This is a genomic window from Rhizobium laguerreae (genome assembly GCF_002008165.1).
Taxonomy (GTDB): domain Bacteria; phylum Pseudomonadota; class Alphaproteobacteria; order Rhizobiales; family Rhizobiaceae; genus Rhizobium; species Rhizobium laguerreae.
Genome location: NZ_MRDM01000014.1, coordinates 54,339 through 73,400 on the forward strand (window position 1 = coordinate 54,339; position 19,062 = coordinate 73,400).

Sequence of the window (19,062 nt, forward strand, 5' to 3'; positions counted from 1 at the left end):
CATATGTTGCCGAACATGGATTATAGCGAATTACCGCGTGCGCTGCAGCACATGCTGGAACGAGGCCGTTCAACACCGGTCCAGGCGTTGCCACGCCGCAGCTTTCTAAAGCTGACGGGGACCCTCGGTTTGGCTGTCGGCATTTTCCCCCATCTGGCCGCCGCCCAGCCCATCGACGCGGGTGAGGCGCCGATCGCTCTGAAGCCGACCGAGCAGCCTTCCGCATTTGTTCAAATCGCACCAAATGGCGAGGTTATGGTCACAATCAATCGGCTGGAGTTCGGTCAAGGCGTCCAAACGGCATTGCCGATGATCCTTGCCGAAGAACTCGACGCGGACTGGAATTTAGTACGCAGCCAGCTCGGCACCAATGACATGGCCTATGTTGATCCGCTCTTCGGCATGCACCTTACCGGCGGTTCGAACACCATCAAGAACAGCTTTACGCAGTATCGCGAGCTGGGTGCCCGCGTCCGCGCCATGCTACTCGCAGCCGCGGCAGACCGCTGGAACGTGGATGTTTCCGCGCTGCGAACCGAGGCCGGTGTGGTTCTGGCTCCCGATGGCCGCAAACTCGGTTATGGAGAACTTTCCGAAGCGGCCATGGCCCTGCCGGTGCCTCAGAAAATAGCGTTGAAGGACCCGAAGGATTTCCGCATCATCGGCCAGCCCACCCAGCGTCTGGACGCACAAGCCAAGAGCAGCGGCCAACAGAGTTTTGGCATCGACTTCAAGCTGCCGGGACAATTGACGGCCGTGGTGGCTCGCCCTCCGGTCTTCGGAGCCAAGATAGCCTCTCTGGACGACAGCGCAGCACGTTCAGTAAAGGGCGTGAAAGCTGTTTTGCGTGTACCGCTGGATCGCGGTGCAGAGGGCGTGGCCGTGGTGGCCGACGGATATTGGCAGGCATCTCAGGGTCGCAACGCCCTTAAGGTGGAATGGGACACATCGGATGTCGAAAAGGTCGATAGTGAAAAGCAACTTGCCCAGTTTCGCGAGATCGCCAATCGCCCCGGCCCGCGCCAGTTCGATGCCGACATGGCGCCATTGGAAACCGCTCCCTTGAGTCTGGAAGCCGAGTTCGTGTTTCCGTATCTCGCCCACGCGGCGATGGAACCGCTGAACTGCACGGTTCGGCTTTCCGACGATCGTGCCGAAATCTGGATGGGGAGCCAAAGTGCAGGGCTCGATGCCGGCGTTGCCGCAAACGTGCTCGGCCTCAAGCCGGAACAGGTCGTGGTGAACGTGCAGACATCGGGTGGTGGCTTCGGCCGGCGCTTTTCCAGCAGCAGCGACACGGCAATGGAGGCCTGCCAGATAGCCAAGGCCGCCAGGTCGGCGGGGCTGAACGCACCGGTGCGAACGCTCTGGAGCCGCGAGGACGATATGAGGGGCGGCTACTACCGTCCAACGCATCTTCACCGCGCTCGCATCGGCTTCGACAAAGAGGGCAATGTGCTGGCCTGGGACCACACCATCGTCGGCCAGTCCATACTGACGGGAACCGTGTTCGAGAAGTTCCAGGTGAAGGACGGCATCGATGCCGCCACGACCGAGGGGATGCGGAGCCCCTATCCGCTTCCCATGCGCCTGACAGTACATCATCCTGTTGCCAACGTGCCGGTTCTGTGGTGGCGCAGCGTTGGCTCCACTCATACGGCTTTCGTGATGGAGACCTTGCTTGACGATATAGCGAGAGCCACCGACCAGGATCCGGTCGCATATCGCATGAAGATGTTTGGCAATGAGCATCCTCGTCATCGCGATGCACTGCAGCTCGCCGTAGACAAGAGCGGTTACGGCAGTAGGACATTGGCAGAAGGCAGGGCTTGGGGTGTGGCCGTGCACGAATCCTTTTCATCCGTGGTGGCCTACGTGGTGGAAGCCTCCGTCGTCGACGGGCAGCCCAAGCTGCATCGGGTTACGGCGGGGGTGCACTGCAATCTGGCCGTCAACCCTCGGACCGTGGAAGCGCAGGTCCAGGGCGCGGCGATCATGGGCTTGTCGACATGCCTTGCCGGCGCGGAAATCACGCTCAAGGACGGTATTGTGGAGCAAGGCAACTTCAGCGAATTCACGGTGGCAAGGATCACGGATGTGCCGGAGTTCGACGTCAACATCGTTCCAAGCGCGGATGCACCGACAGGCATGGGCGAACCCGGCCTGCCGCCTTTGGCGCCGGCATTTGCCAATGCCATCTCGCGTCTGACAGGCAAGCCGGTCAGGCAGATGCCTTTCAACCTCGCTTAGAACCTGGCTCGGACGAGAGCCTGCCCCGGTCCTGTGCGCCGCTGAATGCAGCGAGCCGCACAGGGCCGCGATGTTCCTGTCGCGTGACGTCTTGACAATAACGGCGCTAAGACTTCGCAGTCAGCGATGACCGCGCGCTTCATCAGCAATCAGGACAGACAGGACCTTACATCTATCGGCAATCGCGCAAGTGAGATCAGTCCCCCAACCCATCGCGACCATCTTGCGTACAGCCCTGGCAGGAGCGTCAGCCTTTGAAACGAAGCGCCTCGACGAGGAGCGCAAACGCGGCCGTATGCTGACGTCTGCTTGGGTAATACAGGTGATAGCCAGGGAACGGCTGGCACCAATCCTCGAGTACTCGGATCAGTCGCCCGTCTGCAACGTATTGTGAAACCTGACTTTCGAAAGTGTAGGCAAGCCCGAGCCCATCCAAAGCAGCGGCTTCCAGCATCAAACTATCGTTGATGATGAGCGGCCCATTCATTCTGACCACAAGCTCCTCGCTGTCGCGCTCGAACTCCCAGGCATACAATCCACCTCCTGTGGTTTGCCGGTAGCTAATACCCCGGTGGTCGCCGAGATCGCGGGGCGTCATCGGGATTGTGCGGTTCTGGAAGTAGGACGGCGATCCCACCACCGCCATGCGAAGGTCAGGGCCGATCCTGACGGCAACCATGTCCTTTTGAACCTGTTCTCCAATGCGAATACCGGCGTCGAACCGGCCGGCCACGATATCCGTCAGGCCCTCGTCAAGAATGACCTCCATTTCAATATCCGGGTATTCCGCCAAGAATGTTGTCATGACAGGCCAAAGCACGCTCATTGCGGCATATCGAAACGTCGTGATGCGGATAGTGCCCGCCGGCTTGTCACGAAGTGAGGTGACGGCTGCGATCTCGCTTTCGATGTGTTCGAAGGCAGGGCGGAGGTTCCGAAGCATACGCTCTCCGGCATCGGTCAGCGACAAGCTTCGTGTAGTGCGTGAGATTAGCCGCACCCCCAGCCTCTGCTCCAGCATCCTGACTGAGTAGCTGACGGCAGATTGGGACAGTCCCAGCTTGGCGGAGGCGCGCGTGAAACTTCCGGCCTCGGCGACGGCGATGAAGGCTGCAAGCTCGCTGAAATCACCGTGCCTCATTTATCTCGCTCATTTCTAACTTCATGCAGATTATACTAACTAATCAAAGTTTGTCTTCATTGCTACCTGTCATTTCACAACCCGCTTAAACGGCATGCAAGAGAGACGAATGATGATGGAAGCCACCCCCGCACTATTTGAACCATGAAGGAAAATTCGATGAGTAAGGTTTGGATGATCACAGGAGCCGGGCGCGGCATGGGCCTGGATTTCGCAAAGGCGGTTCTGGCTGCTGGCGACAAACTCGTTGCAACCGGCCGCAATCCGGAGCGCGTTGCCAAGGCGATCGGCCAGTCGGAAAAACTGCTCGTCGTCACGCTGGATGTAACCAAGCCGACCGACGCGGACTCTGCCGTCAAGGCCGCACTCGAACGCTTTGGTCGCATCGATATATTGGTCAACAATGCCGCAAACTTCTACTCAGGCTATTTTGAGGAGCTGACGCCGCCTCAGATCAATCTCCAACTGGCCAGCAGTCTCCTCGGCCCCATGAGTGTCACCCGCGCCGTCCTGCCGGTGATGCGCCGGCAGGAATCCGGCAAGATCACCTCGATCTCATCGACGGCCAGCCTGCTGGGCTTTGAGTTTTGCAGCGCTTACTCTGCCGCGAAGTTTGCCCTCGATGGTTGGATGGAATCGCTGCAGCCCGAAGTGGCGCCGTTCGGTATCGAAACGATGATCGTCAATCCGGGCTTCTTCCGCACGGAATTGCTGACTGACGAATCAACCCAATATGCTCCGTCATCTGTCAGCGACTACGACGAAAGGCGCGCCCAACACCCGGCATTCTGGAAGTCCGCCAACGGCCAGCAGAGCGGCGATCCCGCAAAACTCGCCCAAGCGCTGATCACCCTGGTCAACCAACCGGAGCTACCCCGCCGGTTCATCGCCGGAGCTGATGCTGTTGGCATGGTGGAACAGAAAATCGCGCTGTTGCAGCAACAGATCGATGCCTACCGGGACCTTTCAAGTTCGCTTGCCTTTGACGTGAAATCCTAAGCCTGAACGACGCTTTGCTGATGCTCAGTAATTCTTCATCGCAAGATGCGGCATGCCACCGTCAAGAAATTCCGCGCCATAGGCAACGAAGCCGAAACGCTCGTAAAGCGGCAGCTTGTCCGCCTGCGCGGTGAGATAGAAGCGGTTGTCACGGGCGCCGCGATGCAGTTCCATCGCTCGCCCGATCATTGCGGCTGCAATGCCTTGGCCGCGCCATCGGCCGGCAACTGCAACCCGGCCGATCTTCACATGTTCCTCTGCGTAAATGACCCGCAGCGTGCCGGAGACTTCGCCCGCCGTGACGGAGACGAGATGATGGGCGCTGAGATCGTCGGCATCGAATTCTTCGGCTTCGGGAACCTTCTGCTCATACACGAAAATAGCGCGCCGCAGCCGGAAGGCCTCATTGCAGAGCGTACTGAAAACCGGGACGCTGAGGATCGCCGTTTCCATCACCATCCTTGCCTCCCTCAGGGATACGGCCCAAAGCCCTCCGCCGGACCAGCGAAGGGCTGCCGGCAAGATCAGCCGGGCTTCTTCTTTGAAAACTTATTCTGTGCGCCGCCGCCCTTACCCTCATATTTGGGGGCCTCAGATCTTGGGCCTTCGTATTTCGGCTTGTCGGACTTCGGGCCATCGAAAGCGGGCTTGCCCGGCTTCTTGCTCCAGGGCTTGCTATCCCGTTTGTCCCCGCCGCTATTATCGGCCGCGGCATATCCGCCGCCCGGACCCTTGCCGAACTTGTTCTTCGGCCGCTCGCCGCGGAATGTGTCGTCCGGCCGCTCGTCGCGAGATGGCTTGCCGGCATAAGGCTTCGGCGCAGGCGCCCGGCTGAAATCCGGCGTGCCGGAAAGCCTGGTCACGCGGATGCCGCGTTCGAGCGCTTTGTTCGGACCGATCGCCGCCAGGAAGCTTTCGGCGCTCGCCGCGGCGATCTCCACGAAAGTTTCCTCGGGCTGCATCTTGATCGCGCCGATCTCGCGCTTCGTCACATTGCCGTTGCGGCAGAGCATCGGGATCAGCCAGCGCGGCTCGGCATTCTGCTTGCGCCCGACCGAGACGGAGAACCAGACGCTGGCGCCGAAATCTTCGCGCGGTCCCTTCTGCGCCGGCTCGTACGGCTCGGCATTGTCGCGGCGCTTGCGGCTGCGATCGTCCTGCACGGTGACCTCGAGCAGATCCTCCGGCGCCGAGTGATTGGTGCGGTAAAGACGTAAGAAAGCGGCGGCGAGCTTTTCGGCGCCATGGCTGGCGAGAAGCTGCTGTACCAGCCCCTGCTCTTCCTCCTGCGGCGTTTCGTTGAAGATCGGATCGGCGAGCAGCCGCTCGTCGTCACGCTCGCTCACTTCCTCGGCCGAGGGCGGCCGCGCCCAGGCAGCCGAAATACCGGCATTCTCGAGCAGGCGCTCTGCCTTGCGCCGTGCATTCAGCGGCACGATCATGGCGCTGATGCCCTTGCGTCCGGCCCGGCCGGTGCGGCCGCTGCGGTGCAGCAGCGTGTCCGGATTGGTCGGCAGGTCGGCATGGATGACGAGATCGAGCCCCGGCAGGTCGATGCCGCGGGCGGCAACGTCGGTCGCGATGCAGACGCGGGCGCGCCCGTCGCGCATCGCCTGCAGCGCGTGGGTGCGCTCGTTCTGCGTCAGCTCGCCGGAAAGCGCCACGACGGCGAAATTGCGGTTGTTGAAGCGTGCGGTCAGATGGTTGACGGCGGCGCGCGTCGAGCAGAACACGATGGCATTGGTCGCCTCGTAATAGCGCAGCACGTTGATGATCGCGTTCTCGCGGTCGCTCGGGGCAACCATCAGCGCGCGATATTCGATGTCGATATGCTGCTTTTCCTCGGCCGCGGTGCTGATGCGCACGGCATCGCGCTGGTAGCTCTTGGCAAGCTTGGCGATCGCAGCCGGCACCGTTGCCGAAAACATCAGCGTCCGGCGTTCGTCCGGCGCCGCATCGAGAATGAATTCCAGGTCTTCGCGGAAGCCGAGATCGAGCATCTCGTCGGCCTCGTCGAGCACGGCAGCCTTCAGTTCCGACATGTCGAGCGCCCTGCGGCGGATATGGTCGCAAAGCCGGCCGGGCGTGCCGACGACGATATGGGCGCCGCGTTCGAGCGTGCGGCGCTCGCTGCGGATGTCCATGCCGCCGACGCAGCTGGCGATCACCGCGCCGGTCATCTCAAAGAGCCATTCGAGTTCGCGCTTCACCTGCAGGGCAAGCTCGCGCGTCGGGGCGATGACGAGGGCGAGCGGCGCGCCGGCATTGCCGAAGCGCTCCCTGCCCTCAAGCAGCGTCGGCGCCAGCGCCAGGCCGAAGGCGACGGTCTTGCCGGAGCCGGTCTGGGCCGAGACCAGCGCGTCGGAAGCGGCGAGCGCTGGATCGAGCATCGCCTTCTGCACCGGGGTGAGTTCGGCGTAACCGCGCTTCTGCAACGCCTTGGCGATCGCCGGAACGACGCCGTTAAATTCTGTCATGAGTTCGATCTTTCGGAGCTGTCAGGCGCGTTGCTGCGCCATGGCCGGAGCCAGCCGGCGGGGTATTTGCGCCGTTCCTAGCCGCTCCCGCTGCGATTGTCAAAGCGTGCGGCTGCGCCACAGCCAGGCGTCGATGCGGCTTGCCCGGCCGCGCAGCGCCGTTTCCAACGGTCCCTCCATCCGGCCGGACTGCGTGAGCACGCTATCGGGACCGGCGGCGCGGACGATTTCGGCGCTCAGCGCCAGTTCGACGCCATGGCGGGCGGCGACCTCCATCAGCCGGCTGCCGACATTGATGGTGTCGCCCGCCGCCGTGATCTGCTGCCGGTCGCCGGTGCCCAATCGCGAGGCGACGATCGGGCCGCAATGGGCGCCGACCTTGAAGCCGATCTTCTTCTGGGCGAAGCCCGCATGCGCTTGAAGCCAGGCCCTTGTGCGCTCGCACAGGCTGACAGCACAGGCAGCGGCGCGTGCGGCGTCGTCATCGGCGGGCTCCGGCAGGCCGAACAGGATCATCGCCCCGTCGCCCATGAAGCTGGTGATGGCGCCGCCATGGGCGCGCGCCTCCTCGTCGACCAATTCGAAGAAGCCGCTCAGCATTTCGCTCACCGCCACCGGCCCGACATTTTCGCTGAGGCCGGTGAAGCCCGAGAGATCGATGAAGATGACGGCGGCATTCTGGCGCACTGGCGCGGCGAGGAAATTCGGATCGCGCGCCAGCCACTCGCCGAGCCCGGGCGCCTCGATGCGCTGCAGGCGCGCGCTTTGCTCGGCATAATGGCGGGCGCGGCCGCGGTCGAGCCAGAGTTCGGCCGCGCCATAAACCAACGCCGGCGGCAGCGCCGCGGCGATCGGCAGCGCCGCACTCAGCCAGTAGCCATTTGCGAAGGCCGACAGATTGAGCATCGCCCAGACGATCAGCGTCAGCACGATGATGACATAGCCTGCCGCACTCCTTCGCCAGGCGACCAGCGACACGAGCACGATCGGCAGTCCGATGGCGGTGGCAGCATCGATCAGCCGCATCCTGCGGTCGCGCACCATGCCGTCGCCGGTAACAAGATGGGTGATCGCCGTCGACATCACCTCGACGCCGGGCATGACGGGATCGAACGGCGTCGGGAAGACATCGCCGCCGCCGGTGACAGTCGAACCGATGACGACGATGCGGCCCGCCACCGCATCCGCCGAAAGCTTGCCATCCAGCGCATCGGCGGCGCTGAAGGTGGCGATGCTGCCGTGCCGGCCATAGAAGGTCACCGGCAGACGCTGGCCGATATCTGTGGGAATACGCAACTTTCCGAGCATGATGGCGTCGCGTTCGATCGTAGGATCGACGCCGAGCGCCACCGACGCGGCACGCAACGGAAAAGCCGGATCCAGCCGGTCTGCGGCACGTGAGATCAGCGGAATGAAGCGCGGCGTGCCGGTCTGGTCGGTTGCAACATTGACGATGCCGACTGCGGCGGCCTCGGCAAAGCGGGGGAGTGGCAACAGCAGCTGGTTTGCCTCCGGGATGGCGGCAAACGTATCCTCGGCCGCATCGGTGACCCGCTGGCTGCTTTGCGCAAAGGTGGCCGCGGCCGCTATCACGCTTGGCCCCTGGCGAAGGGCTGATGTCAGCGCCGCATCACCCGCCTCCGGCCCTGGATCGACCAGCAGAATGTCGATCGCCAGGGCCTTCGGCTTCAACGCGGTGATCGCGTTGGCGAGGCGCGCAAGTGTCGCCCGATCGAGCGGATAGCCGTGTGCCCTAGCGGTACGGTCGTCGATCGCGACGATCGAGACGACGGGAGGCGGTGTCTTCGCCCCGACGATGGCGCTTCGGATATCGGCAAGCGAGGCCTCCATCCGGTCGAGAAGGCCGCTTCCGGCATGGAGATTGGTATAGCCGAGCGCAACTCCCCAAAGACCGGCGAGCAGCAGCGCGATCACAGTCAGCAGGCGATGGTTCATGGGACTTATTGGCCGAGACGGGCAAGAAGGGCAGCGGCGCGCGGCGCCGGCCAGCGACGCACGACGAGGGGTTCTGTTCCGGCGGTAACGTCGACGCCCTCGCCCGGCGACAACACCACCGGCTCGCCGGCCGGCCGGCGAACCGCGACGCTGCCTCTGACGACCAGCACCGAGGTCTGGCCGCCTGCGACATCGACAGCCCATTGGGTGCCGCGCACGGCCGCGATCGCCTGCGGCGTCACGACCTGGAAACCACCAGCGTGCTGGGTGTTATCGACATCGACAAGAATGGCCTTGCGGCGCAGCGATGCCGAATCGGGACTGCCGTCACGGTTGCGGTCGACAAGGCTGTATGCCGCGCCGGCTTCCGCTGTCACCGTGACGCCGCCGGGACAACTGAGCACCTGGCGGGCGTCGGCATCACGCGATACCGTGCAGCCGGCAGACTGCGCAAAGGCCGCCCCATGCGGAATAAGGCCGGCAGCGAGTGCGGCGGCAAAAAGGTTGCGAAGCATCGTATTCATGGAAAGTCCCCTTGACCGTGCAGACAGGTCTCTTCGAAAGCGCCCGCCAACCGTCTTCTTCCCAACTGTCTTCTTTGATTTAAGGCATGATAGCCGAATTCAAATATTTCCCTAGGCAAAAAAAAGCAGATCGGCGCAATCGTCGGGGGAATTCTTACGCTCTACTATCCGTTTCAGGCGTCGGTCCGGTATAACGCGCCCGCGGCCGGATCAATTCGCCGCTGTCGATCTGTTCCATCGCATGCGCAAGCCAACCGACTGAACGGGCGAGCGAGAACAGGATGATCGGCGCCTCCCTCGGGAGGTCGAAAGCGGCGGCCATTGCCGCAAGCACGAAATCGACGTTGACCTTCTCGCCGACCATCTCCTCGCCCACTCGCCGAACCTCGTCAAACTGCGGCGGAAGGGGGAAGTGCGAAAGCAGCGCTATGGCCCTGATATCGCCATCGGGATAGAGCGGATGACCGAAGGCTGACAGGCGATTGCCCTGGGCAAGCGTGCGGCGAATCGCCTGTGCCGCCCCAAGAGTGGAGGCGTTCTCGATCAAAGCGTCGACGCCCTGCCAGGCGCCGCCGTGCAGCGGCCCTGTCAGCGTCGCCAGACCAGACAGCACGGTGGCTGAAAGTGCTGCACCCGCCGATGCCGTGACCCGCGCCGCGAAGGCGGATGCGTTGAGTTCGTGATCGGCAAGCAACACCAGCGCGCGGCGCAGGCAATCGGCAGCCTCCGGCCGCTGCCAGCTTGCCGCAAGCCTGAGATGCAGCGGCCGGTCGGAAGGCCCAGGCGCCAGCGCATCGGCGACCGTGTAGAGAACCCGGCTTGCTTCACGCCGAAGTGCTGCCTGCGAGCGGCCGAGCGACGGCAGATCCGATGGCACTCGCCCTGCCAGCGCCAGGAACGCCGCCTGAAGCGACGGAGAGGCATGCCTGGTCTCGCTGCCGGGGGAGAGTGGCTCCGCACCGTTCCAGAGCAGCGCCGCCGTCTGCTCCAGCGTCCCGACTTCAGCGAAACCGGCCGTATCTTTTCCGCGATAGAAAAGCCGTCCGCCGATGATGGTGGAAATTGCCGAGGACAGAACAGGATCGCCCCAGCGGATCGCCTCGGCGGCGACAGCTTCGGTCTTGCGGCGGCCGGCATGGCGTTCGGCAAGCCGCTGTACGTCGGCGGCCTGGTAGAGGCTGCGGCGCGGGTCGGCGGGATCCGCCTTGGCGCGGATGCGCCCGCGGCTGACATTGGCGTAAAGCGTCTGCGGCTTGGTCTTCAGTGCCTGCAGCGCCTCCTCGGCAGTCAGCCACGACATCGGAACCTCATGTTGATCAATTGCATCAAGATTGACGTCAATGAGACTAGGTCGGATCATCCGGGCCGTAAAGGAGAAACAACATGAAAAACGGCTTGGAAGATGTCATTGCTGCCGAAACACAGCTTTCGGATGTCGATGGCGAAGCGGGGCGACTGATCATCCGCGGCGTATCGCTGGATCACCTGGTTGCAAACGGCACCTATGAAGGCGTCGCCGCCCTATTGCTCGATGGGCTGATGGAAAAAAGCTTCGACGAAGCGGAATTGCGCGACTGGTTGGCGCAGGCGCGAACGAGGATTTTCGGCCATATCAAGGCCGCCGATGCCGCCCTGCTCGCTTTGCCTCCTGTTGATGCGATGCGGGCGTTGATCGCCCGCCTGCCCGACGGCGAGGATTTCGATACCGCTCTCAGCCTTCTGGCGGCGCCCGCCGTCTTCCTGCCGGCGATCCTTCGCAAGCAACGCGGCAAAAGGCCGATCGCGCCGGACGCCTCGCTGCCGCAGGCGGCCGATATCCTGCGCATGCTGACCGGAAAATTGCCGACCTGGGAGCAGACAGCGGCACTCGACACCTATCTCGTGACGATATCAGACCATGGCCTCAATGCCTCGACCTTCGCATCGCGCGTCATCGCCTCGACGCAGGCCGGCCTCACCTCCTCCGTACTCGCGGCGGTGAGCGCGCTGAAAGGGCCGCTGCATGGCGGCGCGCCCGGTCCCGTGCTCGACATGCTGGATGCGATCGGAACGGCGGAGAATGCTTACTCGTGGCTCGGCGAAGCGCTCGACCGCGGCGAAAGGCTGATGGGCTTCGGCCACCGCATCTATCGCGTCCGCGATCCGCGCGCCGATGCGCTGAAGGGAGCGCTGAAGCCGCTGATATCAATCGGCCAGGTGAACGGCGCCCGCGGCGCTCTGGCGGAAGCCGTGGAGGTCGCTGCATTGGCGATCCTGAAGGCACGCAAGCCGAACCGGCCGCTCGACGTCAATGTCGAATTTTATACCGCGCTGTTGCTCGAAGCGCTCGGCTTTCCCCGCGAGGCCTTTACCGGCGTCTTCGCGATCGGCCGCACCGTCGGATGGCTGGCCCATGCGCGCGAACAGGCGCTCGACGGCCGGCTGATCCGGCCACGCTCGGTCTATATCGGGCCGTTGCCGGCGGCCGCGTGAAGGTTGAATTCGGCGGCAGCATGTCCTGCCGCCGATCCTCAACCGCCGACGAAAGCGGCCAGCTTGCCGAGCGTCGAGCGGCATCCTTCCTCATTGTCTTCGAGGCGGATCCCGGGCGGAATATTGTCACAGACCATCGTCACATCGGTGCCTCCATCCGCAGGCGACAACATCGTGCTGACGGTCATCTCGCCGGAAAAGCCCTCGTCCTCGGAATCGAAGACCGTTGCCCAGACGATTCGTTCATCCGGCACGAGCTTGGCAAAGCGGCCTTCAAACCTGTCTGTCTTGTCGGAGGTCTTGCCCGGCTGCGATGTCTCGTCGTCGGGATAGACGAGCGACATGCTGAAGGCACCGCCTTCCCTGCCCTCGAAGGCATGGACAATACCCTTCATCGTATCAGGCGGAAGCCAGGTGGCGACCGCGTCTGCATCGAGGAAGGCGCGGTAGATGCGCTCGCGCGGTGCGGCGATGAAGCGTGAGACGGTGGTGCTGCGTGAAGGGGTCATGCCGGCAAGTTAGCGCAGGCACGGATGTTATCCAGATCGCGCCTGAAACAACGCGATCTGGGGCTGTCAGTCGTCAGACGAGACGGCTCTGTTCCGTCGCCGCTTCGATGAAGCTGGCAAACAGCGGATGCGGGTCGAGCGGCCGGCTTTTCAGTTCCGGGTGGTACTGCACTCCGATGAACCAGGGATGATCGGGATATTCGATCGTCTCCGGCAGCACACCATCAGGCGACATGCCGGAGAAGACGAGGCCGCAGTTCTCGAGCCGGTCCTTGTAGTCGATATTGACCTCGTAGCGGTGGCGGTGACGCTCGGAAATATCGGTGGAACCGTAGATATCCGAGATCTTCGTGCCCTTCTTCAGCGCCGCCTTGTAGGCGCCGAGGCGCATCGTGCCCCCGAGATCTCCGGCTGCCGTGCGCTTCTGCAACTCGTTGCCCTTGACCCATTCGGTCATCAGGCCGACCACCGGCTCTTTCGTCGGACCGAATTCGGTCGAGGAGGCACCGGACACGTCGGCGAGATTGCGCGCCGCCTCGATGACCGCCATCTGCATGCCGAAGCAGATGCCGAAATACGGCACCTTGCGCTCGCGGGCAAAGCGGGCAGCGTGGATCTTGCCTTCCGAACCGCGTTCACCGAAGCCGCCGGGCACGAGGATGCCGTGCACCTTTTCGAGATAGGGCGCCGGATCTTCCTTTTCGAAGACCTCGGACTCGATCCATTCAAGATTGACCTTGACGCGATTGGCGATGCCGCCGTGATGCAGCGCCTCGATCAGCGACTTATAGGCATCCTTGAGGCCGGTATATTTGCCGACGATCGCGATTGTCACCTCGCCCTCCGGCGTGCGGATACGGTTGCAGACCTCTTCCCACGGATCGAGCCGCGGCTTCGGCGCCGGCTCGATACCAAAGGCCGCGAGCACCTCGTCGTCGAGGCCTTCCTTGTGGTAGGCTATCGGTACATCGTAGATGTTGGCGACGTCGAGCGCCTGGATGACGGCGGACGGGCGAACGTTGCAGAACAACGAGAGCTTGCGGCGTTCGGCCTCCGGAATTTCGCGGTCGGCCCGCACCAGCAGGATATCGGGATGAATGCCGAGTGCCTGCAGTTCCTTCACCGAATGTTGCGTCGGCTTGGTCTTAAGCTCGCCGGCCGCCGGGATATAGGGCATCAGCGTCAGGTGCACATAGACGGCGGTGCCGCGCGGCAGGTCGTTGCCGAGCTGGCGGATCGCCTCCATGAACGGCATCGCTTCGATGTCGCCGACCGTGCCGCCGATCTCGCAGATGACGAAGTCGTAGTCGTCATTGCCCTCGATGACGAAATCCTTGATCTCGTTGGTGACGTGCGGGATGACCTGCACCGTCGCGCCGAGATAGTCGCCGCGCCGTTCCTTGTCGATGATGTTCTTGTAGATGCGGCCGGTGGTGATGTTGTCGGTCTTGGTCGCCGAACGCCCCGTGAAGCGCTCGTAGTGACCGAGATCGAGATCGGTTTCCGCGCCGTCGTCGGTGACGAAGACCTCGCCGTGCTGGGTCGGGCTCATCGTGCCCGGATCCACGTTCAGATAGGGGTCGAGCTTGCGAAGCCGAACCCGATATCCACGGGCCTGCAGCAACGCTCCGAGAGCCGCGGCCGCAATTCCTTTTCCGAGAGAGGAAACCACGCCGCCAGTGATGAATACGTATCGCGCCATGGGATTCACCGGATACCTTTTCAAAAACGATTCCACCAGCCCAAAAATTCTTTTCCAGAACTTTCGATGCGTGGCGCAGGAATCTGAACAAAAGAAAACCGGCAGACCCGAGGGCCTGCCGGCGGTTTATGTCGAAGACCGGCTTACTGTCCCGTCGGGACGCCGGAGGGCTGAGCCGGTGCCGGCGCGGCCGGAGCTGCGGGCGTTGCCGGGGCAGTCGTTGCCGGAGCGGTGGCCGCCGGAGCCTGAGTGCCAGTTGCCGGCGCCCCAGTTGCTGGCGCCTGCGGTGCGGGTGCTGCCGCGCCGCTGCTCGGAACGCCGTTGCCGGCCGGCGGGGTTGCCGGAGCCTGCGCGCCGCCGAGCGAATCGAGAATACCGTTGCCCTGGCCGCCGGTTGCCGGAATGCGGTCGAGGATGTCGCTCGGACGGCCCTCGTAACGCGTCAGGATGCCGAGGCCGAGCGAGGTCAGGAAAAACAGGGTCGCAAGGATCGCGGTCGTGCGCGTTAGCGCATTGGCCGTGCCGCGGGCCGACATGAAGCCGGAACCGCCGCCGATGCCGAGGCCGCCGCCTTCCGAGCGCTGGATGAGCACGACGCCGACAAGGGCGAGCACGATCATGAGATGGATGACAATCAATACGGTCTGCATGGGTCCAGTCCTGCCCGCCTGGAGACGGACAAAGTTAAGAATTCTGGCGGCTCTTTACATGAGGCTTTCATCTATTCCAAGCCCTTCAGCCAGGAATAAACTCGGGAATAAACCCAGGAATAAAAAATGCCTCAGGCGAGCAGCGCCTCATAGGCCCGGTAGATGGCGAGGAAGTCGGCCGCTTTCAAGCTCGCTCCGCCGATCAGCGCGCCGTCGACATTGGCAATGCCCATCAGCTCATGGGCATTGCCCGGCTTGACCGAGCCGCCATAGAGAAGACGCATCTTGCGGCCTTCGTCGCCGAAGCGGGCCACAAGCTCTGCCCGCATGAAGGCATGCGCCTTTTCGACATCACCTGATGTCGGCGTCACGCCGGTGCCGATCGCCCAGATCGGCTCGTAGGCGATGACGGTGCTCTCGGCGGTGGCGCCGTCCGGAACCGAGGCGGAAAGCTGGCGCTTGATGACGTCGAGCGCCTGGCCTGTCCGGCGCTCATCCGCGGTCTCGCCGATGCAGATGATCGCCGTCAGCCCTGCGGCGAAGGCGGCCTCCGCCTTGACGCGCACCAAATGATCCGTTTCGGCATGGTCGGTGCGCCGCTCGGAATGGCCGACGATGACATAGGTGCCGAAACAATCGGCAATCATCTCGGCCGAGATGTCGCCGGTATGCGCACCGGATGGGTTCTGATGGCAGTCCTGAGCGCCGATCGCCAGCGGGCTGTCGGTGCACAGCGCCGTCGCCACATAGAGCAGCGTCGCCGGCGGGCAGATCAGCGCTTCGACCTTGTCGGCCAGCGGCGGGCGAACACCCTCGGCGATCGTCTTGATCTGATCCAGCGAGGCACGCATGCCATTCATTTTCCAGTTTCCCGCCACAAGCGGGCGTACATCAGGTGTCATGCTGGCCTTCCACAATCTGCTTATGCCTTGGGCAATATCAAAAGCTTGCAGCAAAGAAAAGCATCATGCCCTTGACGTAAGGGGAATCTCTGCGATCTCGCGCATATTTCTGCCGAAAATCGTCCGCTAAGCAGCCAGAATCCAGTTCAACACCTTACGCCAGTCGATCATCCGGATCGGCGTCCCGTGATTGCCGGTCTGAAACAGCGTGAAACGCGCCGGATACTTTGCATTGTGCAGGCTTTCGAACAGCGCCTGCTGGTTAGCGGCGGCATAGACCGGGTCGCGGCTGCCATGGGCGAACCACAGCGGCAGCTTCGCCTTGTAGAAGGCGCTTCTGGTGAAATCGGGATCGCTGACCCCGCTCATAACAAGCATGCCCTTCAGACGCTTGACGCTGTCGCTGTCGCGCGCAACGCCCCAGCAAACTTGGCTGCCCATCGAGGCGCAGGAAAGGATGACCGGCCGGCCGGGCGATTGCGCGCTGGCATAGCGGATGAGGCCGCTGATCGCCGCAACGCCGCTGCTGTCGAAGTTCCTGACCGTCGGCGAATAATAAACGCCGCCATTGCCGGCGACGAGGTTCTTGAGGCGATTGAAATTGCCGCCGAAGCTGTAGTCGTTGGCCCCGAGCCGCCGGTCGCCATCGCGCCCATGGATGAAAATCACCGTGAAAGCGGCATTTCCGGCCGGTCCCACCCTGGTGACATCGAGCTTGATGCCGTCGAGAGACAGCGTCTCGTCCGCTTGCGCCTTGCGGATGCCGAGTGCCACATATTTCTGCTGCACCCGCTTTTGCGGGATCTGGTCGCGGCCGTTGATGTCACGCATCTCGTCATAGTCGATGACCTCGAAGGCGCCGCCGTCGCCTGTCTGCAGCACGCTCTGCTTGGAAAACAGATCGTCCTTGAAAGGCGGCAAAGCGTTGGCCGCCTCTGCCGGACCAACAGCGGACAGGATGGCCGCGGACAAGAAAAACGCCGCAATTGCGGTGATGATGGTGCAATGACTTGTGGACATTCGCATTCGGATGGTTCCTGAAGCCGGCCGCCGCTTGCCATTCTGCGCCCGGCAACGCAGGAAAAGGCCGCCAAGTCCGGCGGTGTCGCGTATAGGTGTGCTTTCTGGCAAAATCTGCCTGATTCGCAAACGTGGCATGAAATGCGGTGATTTTGGGTCGGCGGCGGATGCCCGCCCAAGCCAGACCTAAGACAGGATGAAGATCTGAACGGCTCCATGGACGATAGCAACGACCTTTTTTCCGGAATGCCCCTCTCTGAAAAACGCGAGGAGGCGAAGAAGCCTGCGGCGCCCGCCGAACGGCCGCCGGTGACGGCTGCGCCCGCCGCAGCGGCAGCACCCTCTGCTGCCGGAGCCTCCGCACGCCCGGCGCCCGCCGCCTCGAACTCCGATGATTACGGCGCCTCGTCGATCCGCGTCCTCGAAGGCCTTGAGCCGGTGCGCATGCGCCCGGGCATGTATATCGGCGGCACCGATGAAAAGGCGCTGCACCACCTGTTTGCCGAAGTCATCGACAATGCGATGGACGAGGCGGTCGCCGGGCACGCCAATTTCATCGAGGTCTATCTCGACCTCGAGGGTTATCTCACCGTCTCCGACAACGGCCGCGGCATCCCGGTCGAGAACCATCCGCAAGTGCCGGGCAAGTCGACGCTCGAAGTCATCATGACCAAGCTGCATGCCGGCGGCAAATTCGACGGCAAGGCTTACGAGACCTCGGGCGGCCTGCACGGCGTCGGCGTTTCGGTCGTCAACGCGCTCTCCGACGACCTCGAGGTCGAGGTGGCGCGAAACCGCAAACTCTACCGCCAGCGCTTCTCCCGCGGCCTGCCGCAGGGCGGTCTCGAAGAGCTTGGCGACGTCCACAATCGCCGCGGCACCCGCGTGCGCTTCCATCCGGACCCCCAGATCTTTGGGGATCACATGAAGTTCGATGCCGCCCGCGTCTTTCGCATGGCGCGCTCCAAGGCCTATCTGTTCGGCGGCGTCGAAATCCGCTGGAGCTGCGAGGCGGGCGTGCTGCCAGAAGGTTCCGAGGTCCCTGACAAGGCCGTCTTCCACTTCCCCGGCGGCCTCAAGGACTATCTCCAGGCGACGATGGGCAAGGAGTTCACCGTCACCCGCGAGATCTTTGCCGGCAAGACCGAGAAGACCAGCGGCCACGGCTCGATGGAATGGGCGATCACCTGGTATGGCGGCGATCCGCAGGTGCATTCCTATTGCAATACCATCCCCACGCCCGAAGGCGGTACGCATGAGGCCGGCCTTCGCATCGCGCTGACCAAGGGCCTGAAGGCCTATGCCGAGCTGACGCAGAACAAGCGCGCCGCGCAGATCACCACCGACGACGTGATGATCTCGGCCGTCGGCATGCTGTCGGTCTTCATCCGCGAGCCGGAATTCGTCGGCCAGACCAAGGACAGGCTTGCGACCGTCGAGGCGCAGCGCATCGTCGAGAACGCGCTGCGCGATCCCTTCGACCATTACCTTGCCGACAACCCGAACGAGTCGGCCAAGCTGCTCGACTGGGTGATCGAGCGCGCCGAGGAGCGTCTGCGCCGCCGCAAGGAAAAGGAAGTCAACCGCAAGAGCGCGGTGCGCAAATTGCGCCTGCCCGGCAAGCTCGCCGATTGCTCGCAGAACACCGCTGAAGGCGCCGAACTCTTCATCGTCGAGGGCGATTCGGCAGGCGGTTCGGCCAAGCAGGCGCGCAACCGCGCTAACCAGGCAATTCTGCCGCTGCGCGGCAAGATCCTGAACGTTGCCAGCGCCGGCCGCGAGAAACTCGGCGCCAACCAGCAGCTCGCCGATCTCGTCCAGGCTCTCGGCTGCGGCACCCGCTCGAAATACCGCGACGAAGACCTGCGCTACGAACGCATCATCGTCATGACCGATGCCGACGTCGACGGCGCCCACATCGCCTCGCTGCTCATCACCTTCTTCTATCAGGAAATGCCGGAGCTGGTGCGCGGCGGCCACCTCTTCCTCGCCGTGCCGCCGCTTTACAAAATCACCCAAGGGGCGAAATCCGCCTATGCCCGCGACGACAATCATCGCGCCGAGCTGATGCAGACGGAGTTCAAGGGTAAGGCCAAGGTCGAGATCAGCCGCTTCAAAGGTCTCGGCGAAATGATGCCCGCCCAGCTCAAGGAAACCACGATGGATCCGTCCAAGCGCACCCTGCTCAAGGTGCTGATCGACGAGGTGGATTTCGAAGGCACCCGCGCCGCCGTCGACGACCTGATGGGCACCAAACCGGAAGCCCGCTTCCGCTTCATCCAGGATCGCGCAGCCTTCGCCGAAAACCTCGATATCTAGAATATACCATCGAGCGCGCCGATCGGTCGGATAGACACGGGTTCGGCGCGCCGCATTTTAGCATTCACGATCGATTTCACGGAACTGACGAAGAACCGTAACAACTCCGTCAAACAACCGGCGCATGAAGCGGTCGGCGTG

15 protein-coding genes are annotated in these 19,062 nt (G+C 63.1%); 4 read left to right on the forward strand and 11 right to left on the reverse strand.

Features of this window, described 5'->3' with window-relative positions; genetic code table 11:
• Positions 1-3: 3 nt before the first annotated feature.
• Positions 4-2,250: a xanthine dehydrogenase family protein molybdopterin-binding subunit gene (locus BS630_RS16020; protein WP_077978197.1), complete on the forward strand. Its 2,247-nt coding sequence runs from the start codon at positions 4-6 to the stop codon at positions 2,248-2,250.
• Between the two features lie 247 nt (positions 2,251-2,497).
• Here BS630_RS16020 and BS630_RS16025 read toward each other — a convergent pair whose 3' ends face one another.
• The gene (locus BS630_RS16025; protein WP_025394629.1) at positions 2,498-3,391 is read right to left on the reverse strand and encodes a LysR family transcriptional regulator; all 894 of its coding nucleotides are present in this window, start codon (positions 3,389-3,391) and stop codon (positions 2,498-2,500) included.
• Positions 3,392-3,550: 159 nt separating this feature from the next.
• Here BS630_RS16025 and BS630_RS16030 point away from each other — a divergent pair, with 159 nt between their 5' ends.
• Positions 3,551-4,390 (forward strand): SDR family NAD(P)-dependent oxidoreductase, encoded by an 840-nt coding sequence (locus BS630_RS16030; protein ID WP_077979193.1) that lies wholly within the window; start codon positions 3,551-3,553, stop codon positions 4,388-4,390.
• 24 nt (positions 4,391-4,414) lie between these two features.
• Here BS630_RS16030 and BS630_RS16035 read toward each other — a convergent pair whose 3' ends face one another.
• The 5 genes from BS630_RS16035 to BS630_RS16055 all read right to left on the reverse strand — a co-directional run bounded on the left by BS630_RS16035 (position 4,415) and on the right by BS630_RS16055 (position 10,647).
• Complete coding sequence (locus BS630_RS16035; RefSeq protein WP_077978198.1) at positions 4,415-4,849, reverse strand: GNAT family N-acetyltransferase; 435 nt, start codon at positions 4,847-4,849, stop codon at positions 4,415-4,417.
• A gap of 65 nt (positions 4,850-4,914) precedes the next feature.
• Entirely contained in the window at positions 4,915-6,867 is a 1,953-nt protein-coding gene (locus tag BS630_RS16040) for a DEAD/DEAH box helicase (protein WP_077978199.1), read from the reverse strand.
• 99 nt (positions 6,868-6,966) lie between these two features.
• On the reverse strand, positions 6,967-8,823 hold the full coding sequence (locus BS630_RS16045) for a CHASE2 domain-containing protein (protein ID WP_077978200.1): 1,857 nt from the start codon (positions 8,821-8,823) through the stop codon (positions 6,967-6,969).
• A 5-nt stretch (positions 8,824-8,828) separates the two neighbouring features.
• Entirely contained in the window at positions 8,829-9,347 is a 519-nt protein-coding gene (locus BS630_RS16050) for a FecR domain-containing protein (protein ID WP_077978201.1), read from the reverse strand.
• 154 nt (positions 9,348-9,501) lie between these two features.
• Positions 9,502-10,647: a citrate synthase gene (locus BS630_RS16055; protein ID WP_077978202.1), complete on the reverse strand. Its 1,146-nt coding sequence runs from the start codon at positions 10,645-10,647 to the stop codon at positions 9,502-9,504.
• 83 nt (positions 10,648-10,730) lie between these two features.
• On the opposite strand from BS630_RS16055, the gene BS630_RS16060 reads away from it, so the two are divergent.
• Complete coding sequence (locus BS630_RS16060) at positions 10,731-11,819, forward strand: citrate synthase/methylcitrate synthase (protein ID WP_077978203.1); 1,089 nt, start codon at positions 10,731-10,733, stop codon at positions 11,817-11,819.
• Between the two features lie 38 nt (positions 11,820-11,857).
• Here BS630_RS16060 and BS630_RS16065 read toward each other — a convergent pair whose 3' ends face one another.
• From BS630_RS16065 to BS630_RS16085, 5 genes are all read right to left on the reverse strand, one after another.
• Positions 11,858-12,328 (reverse strand): SRPBCC family protein, encoded by a 471-nt coding sequence (locus BS630_RS16065; protein ID WP_077978204.1) that lies wholly within the window; start codon positions 12,326-12,328, stop codon positions 11,858-11,860.
• A 73-nt stretch (positions 12,329-12,401) separates the two neighbouring features.
• Positions 12,402-14,030, reverse strand: coding sequence for a CTP synthase (locus BS630_RS16070; RefSeq protein ID WP_012757532.1), 1,629 nt, complete (start codon positions 14,028-14,030; stop codon positions 12,402-12,404).
• 143 nt (positions 14,031-14,173) lie between these two features.
• Complete coding sequence (gene secG / locus BS630_RS16075; protein WP_025394639.1) at positions 14,174-14,680, reverse strand: preprotein translocase subunit SecG; 507 nt, start codon at positions 14,678-14,680, stop codon at positions 14,174-14,176.
• A gap of 131 nt (positions 14,681-14,811) precedes the next feature.
• Positions 14,812-15,582, reverse strand: a complete 771-nt coding sequence (gene tpiA, locus BS630_RS16080; RefSeq protein WP_025394640.1) for a triose-phosphate isomerase — start codon at positions 15,580-15,582, stop codon at positions 14,812-14,814.
• Positions 15,583-15,708: 126 nt separating this feature from the next.
• The gene (locus BS630_RS16085; RefSeq protein WP_077978205.1) at positions 15,709-16,608 is read right to left on the reverse strand and encodes a phospholipase; all 900 of its coding nucleotides are present in this window, start codon (positions 16,606-16,608) and stop codon (positions 15,709-15,711) included.
• A gap of 210 nt (positions 16,609-16,818) precedes the next feature.
• Between BS630_RS16085 and parE the strand changes: the two genes are divergently transcribed.
• Positions 16,819-18,921 carry a DNA topoisomerase IV subunit B gene (gene parE / locus BS630_RS16090; protein WP_077978206.1) on the forward strand — a complete coding sequence of 701 codons (2,103 nt, stop codon included), beginning with the start codon at positions 16,819-16,821 and terminating at the stop codon, positions 18,919-18,921.
• Positions 18,922-19,062 lie beyond the last annotated feature (141 nt).

What these genes read in the sequence shown, in the direction of transcription:
- BS630_RS16020 (WP_077978197.1), top strand. Translation starts at nt 4, where the DNA reads ATGTTGCCGAACATGGATTATAGCGAATTACCGCGTGCGCTGCAGCAC.
- BS630_RS16025 (WP_025394629.1), bottom strand. Translation starts at nt 3,391, where the DNA reads ATGAGGCACGGTGATTTCAGCGAGCTTGCAGCCTTCATCGCCGTCGCC.
- BS630_RS16030 (WP_077979193.1), top strand. Translation starts at nt 3,551, where the DNA reads ATGAGTAAGGTTTGGATGATCACAGGAGCCGGGCGCGGCATGGGCCTG.
- BS630_RS16035 (WP_077978198.1), bottom strand. Translation starts at nt 4,849, where the DNA reads ATGGTGATGGAAACGGCGATCCTCAGCGTCCCGGTTTTCAGTACGCTC.
- BS630_RS16040 (WP_077978199.1), bottom strand. Translation starts at nt 6,867, where the DNA reads ATGACAGAATTTAACGGCGTCGTTCCGGCGATCGCCAAGGCGTTGCAG.
- BS630_RS16045 (WP_077978200.1), bottom strand. Translation starts at nt 8,823, where the DNA reads ATGAACCATCGCCTGCTGACTGTGATCGCGCTGCTGCTCGCCGGTCTT.
- BS630_RS16050 (WP_077978201.1), bottom strand. Translation starts at nt 9,347, where the DNA reads ATGAATACGATGCTTCGCAACCTTTTTGCCGCCGCACTCGCTGCCGGC.
- BS630_RS16055 (WP_077978202.1), bottom strand. Translation starts at nt 10,647, where the DNA reads ATGTCGTGGCTGACTGCCGAGGAGGCGCTGCAGGCACTGAAGACCAAG.
- BS630_RS16060 (WP_077978203.1), top strand. Translation starts at nt 10,731, where the DNA reads ATGAAAAACGGCTTGGAAGATGTCATTGCTGCCGAAACACAGCTTTCG.
- BS630_RS16065 (WP_077978204.1), bottom strand. Translation starts at nt 12,328, where the DNA reads ATGACCCCTTCACGCAGCACCACCGTCTCACGCTTCATCGCCGCACCG.
- BS630_RS16070 (WP_012757532.1), bottom strand. Translation starts at nt 14,030, where the DNA reads ATGGCGCGATACGTATTCATCACTGGCGGCGTGGTTTCCTCTCTCGGA.
- secG (WP_025394639.1), bottom strand. Translation starts at nt 14,680, where the DNA reads ATGCAGACCGTATTGATTGTCATCCATCTCATGATCGTGCTCGCCCTT.
- tpiA (WP_025394640.1), bottom strand. Translation starts at nt 15,582, where the DNA reads ATGACACCTGATGTACGCCCGCTTGTGGCGGGAAACTGGAAAATGAAT.
- BS630_RS16085 (WP_077978205.1), bottom strand. Translation starts at nt 16,608, where the DNA reads ATGCGAATGTCCACAAGTCATTGCACCATCATCACCGCAATTGCGGCG.
- parE (WP_077978206.1), top strand. Translation starts at nt 16,819, where the DNA reads ATGGACGATAGCAACGACCTTTTTTCCGGAATGCCCCTCTCTGAAAAA.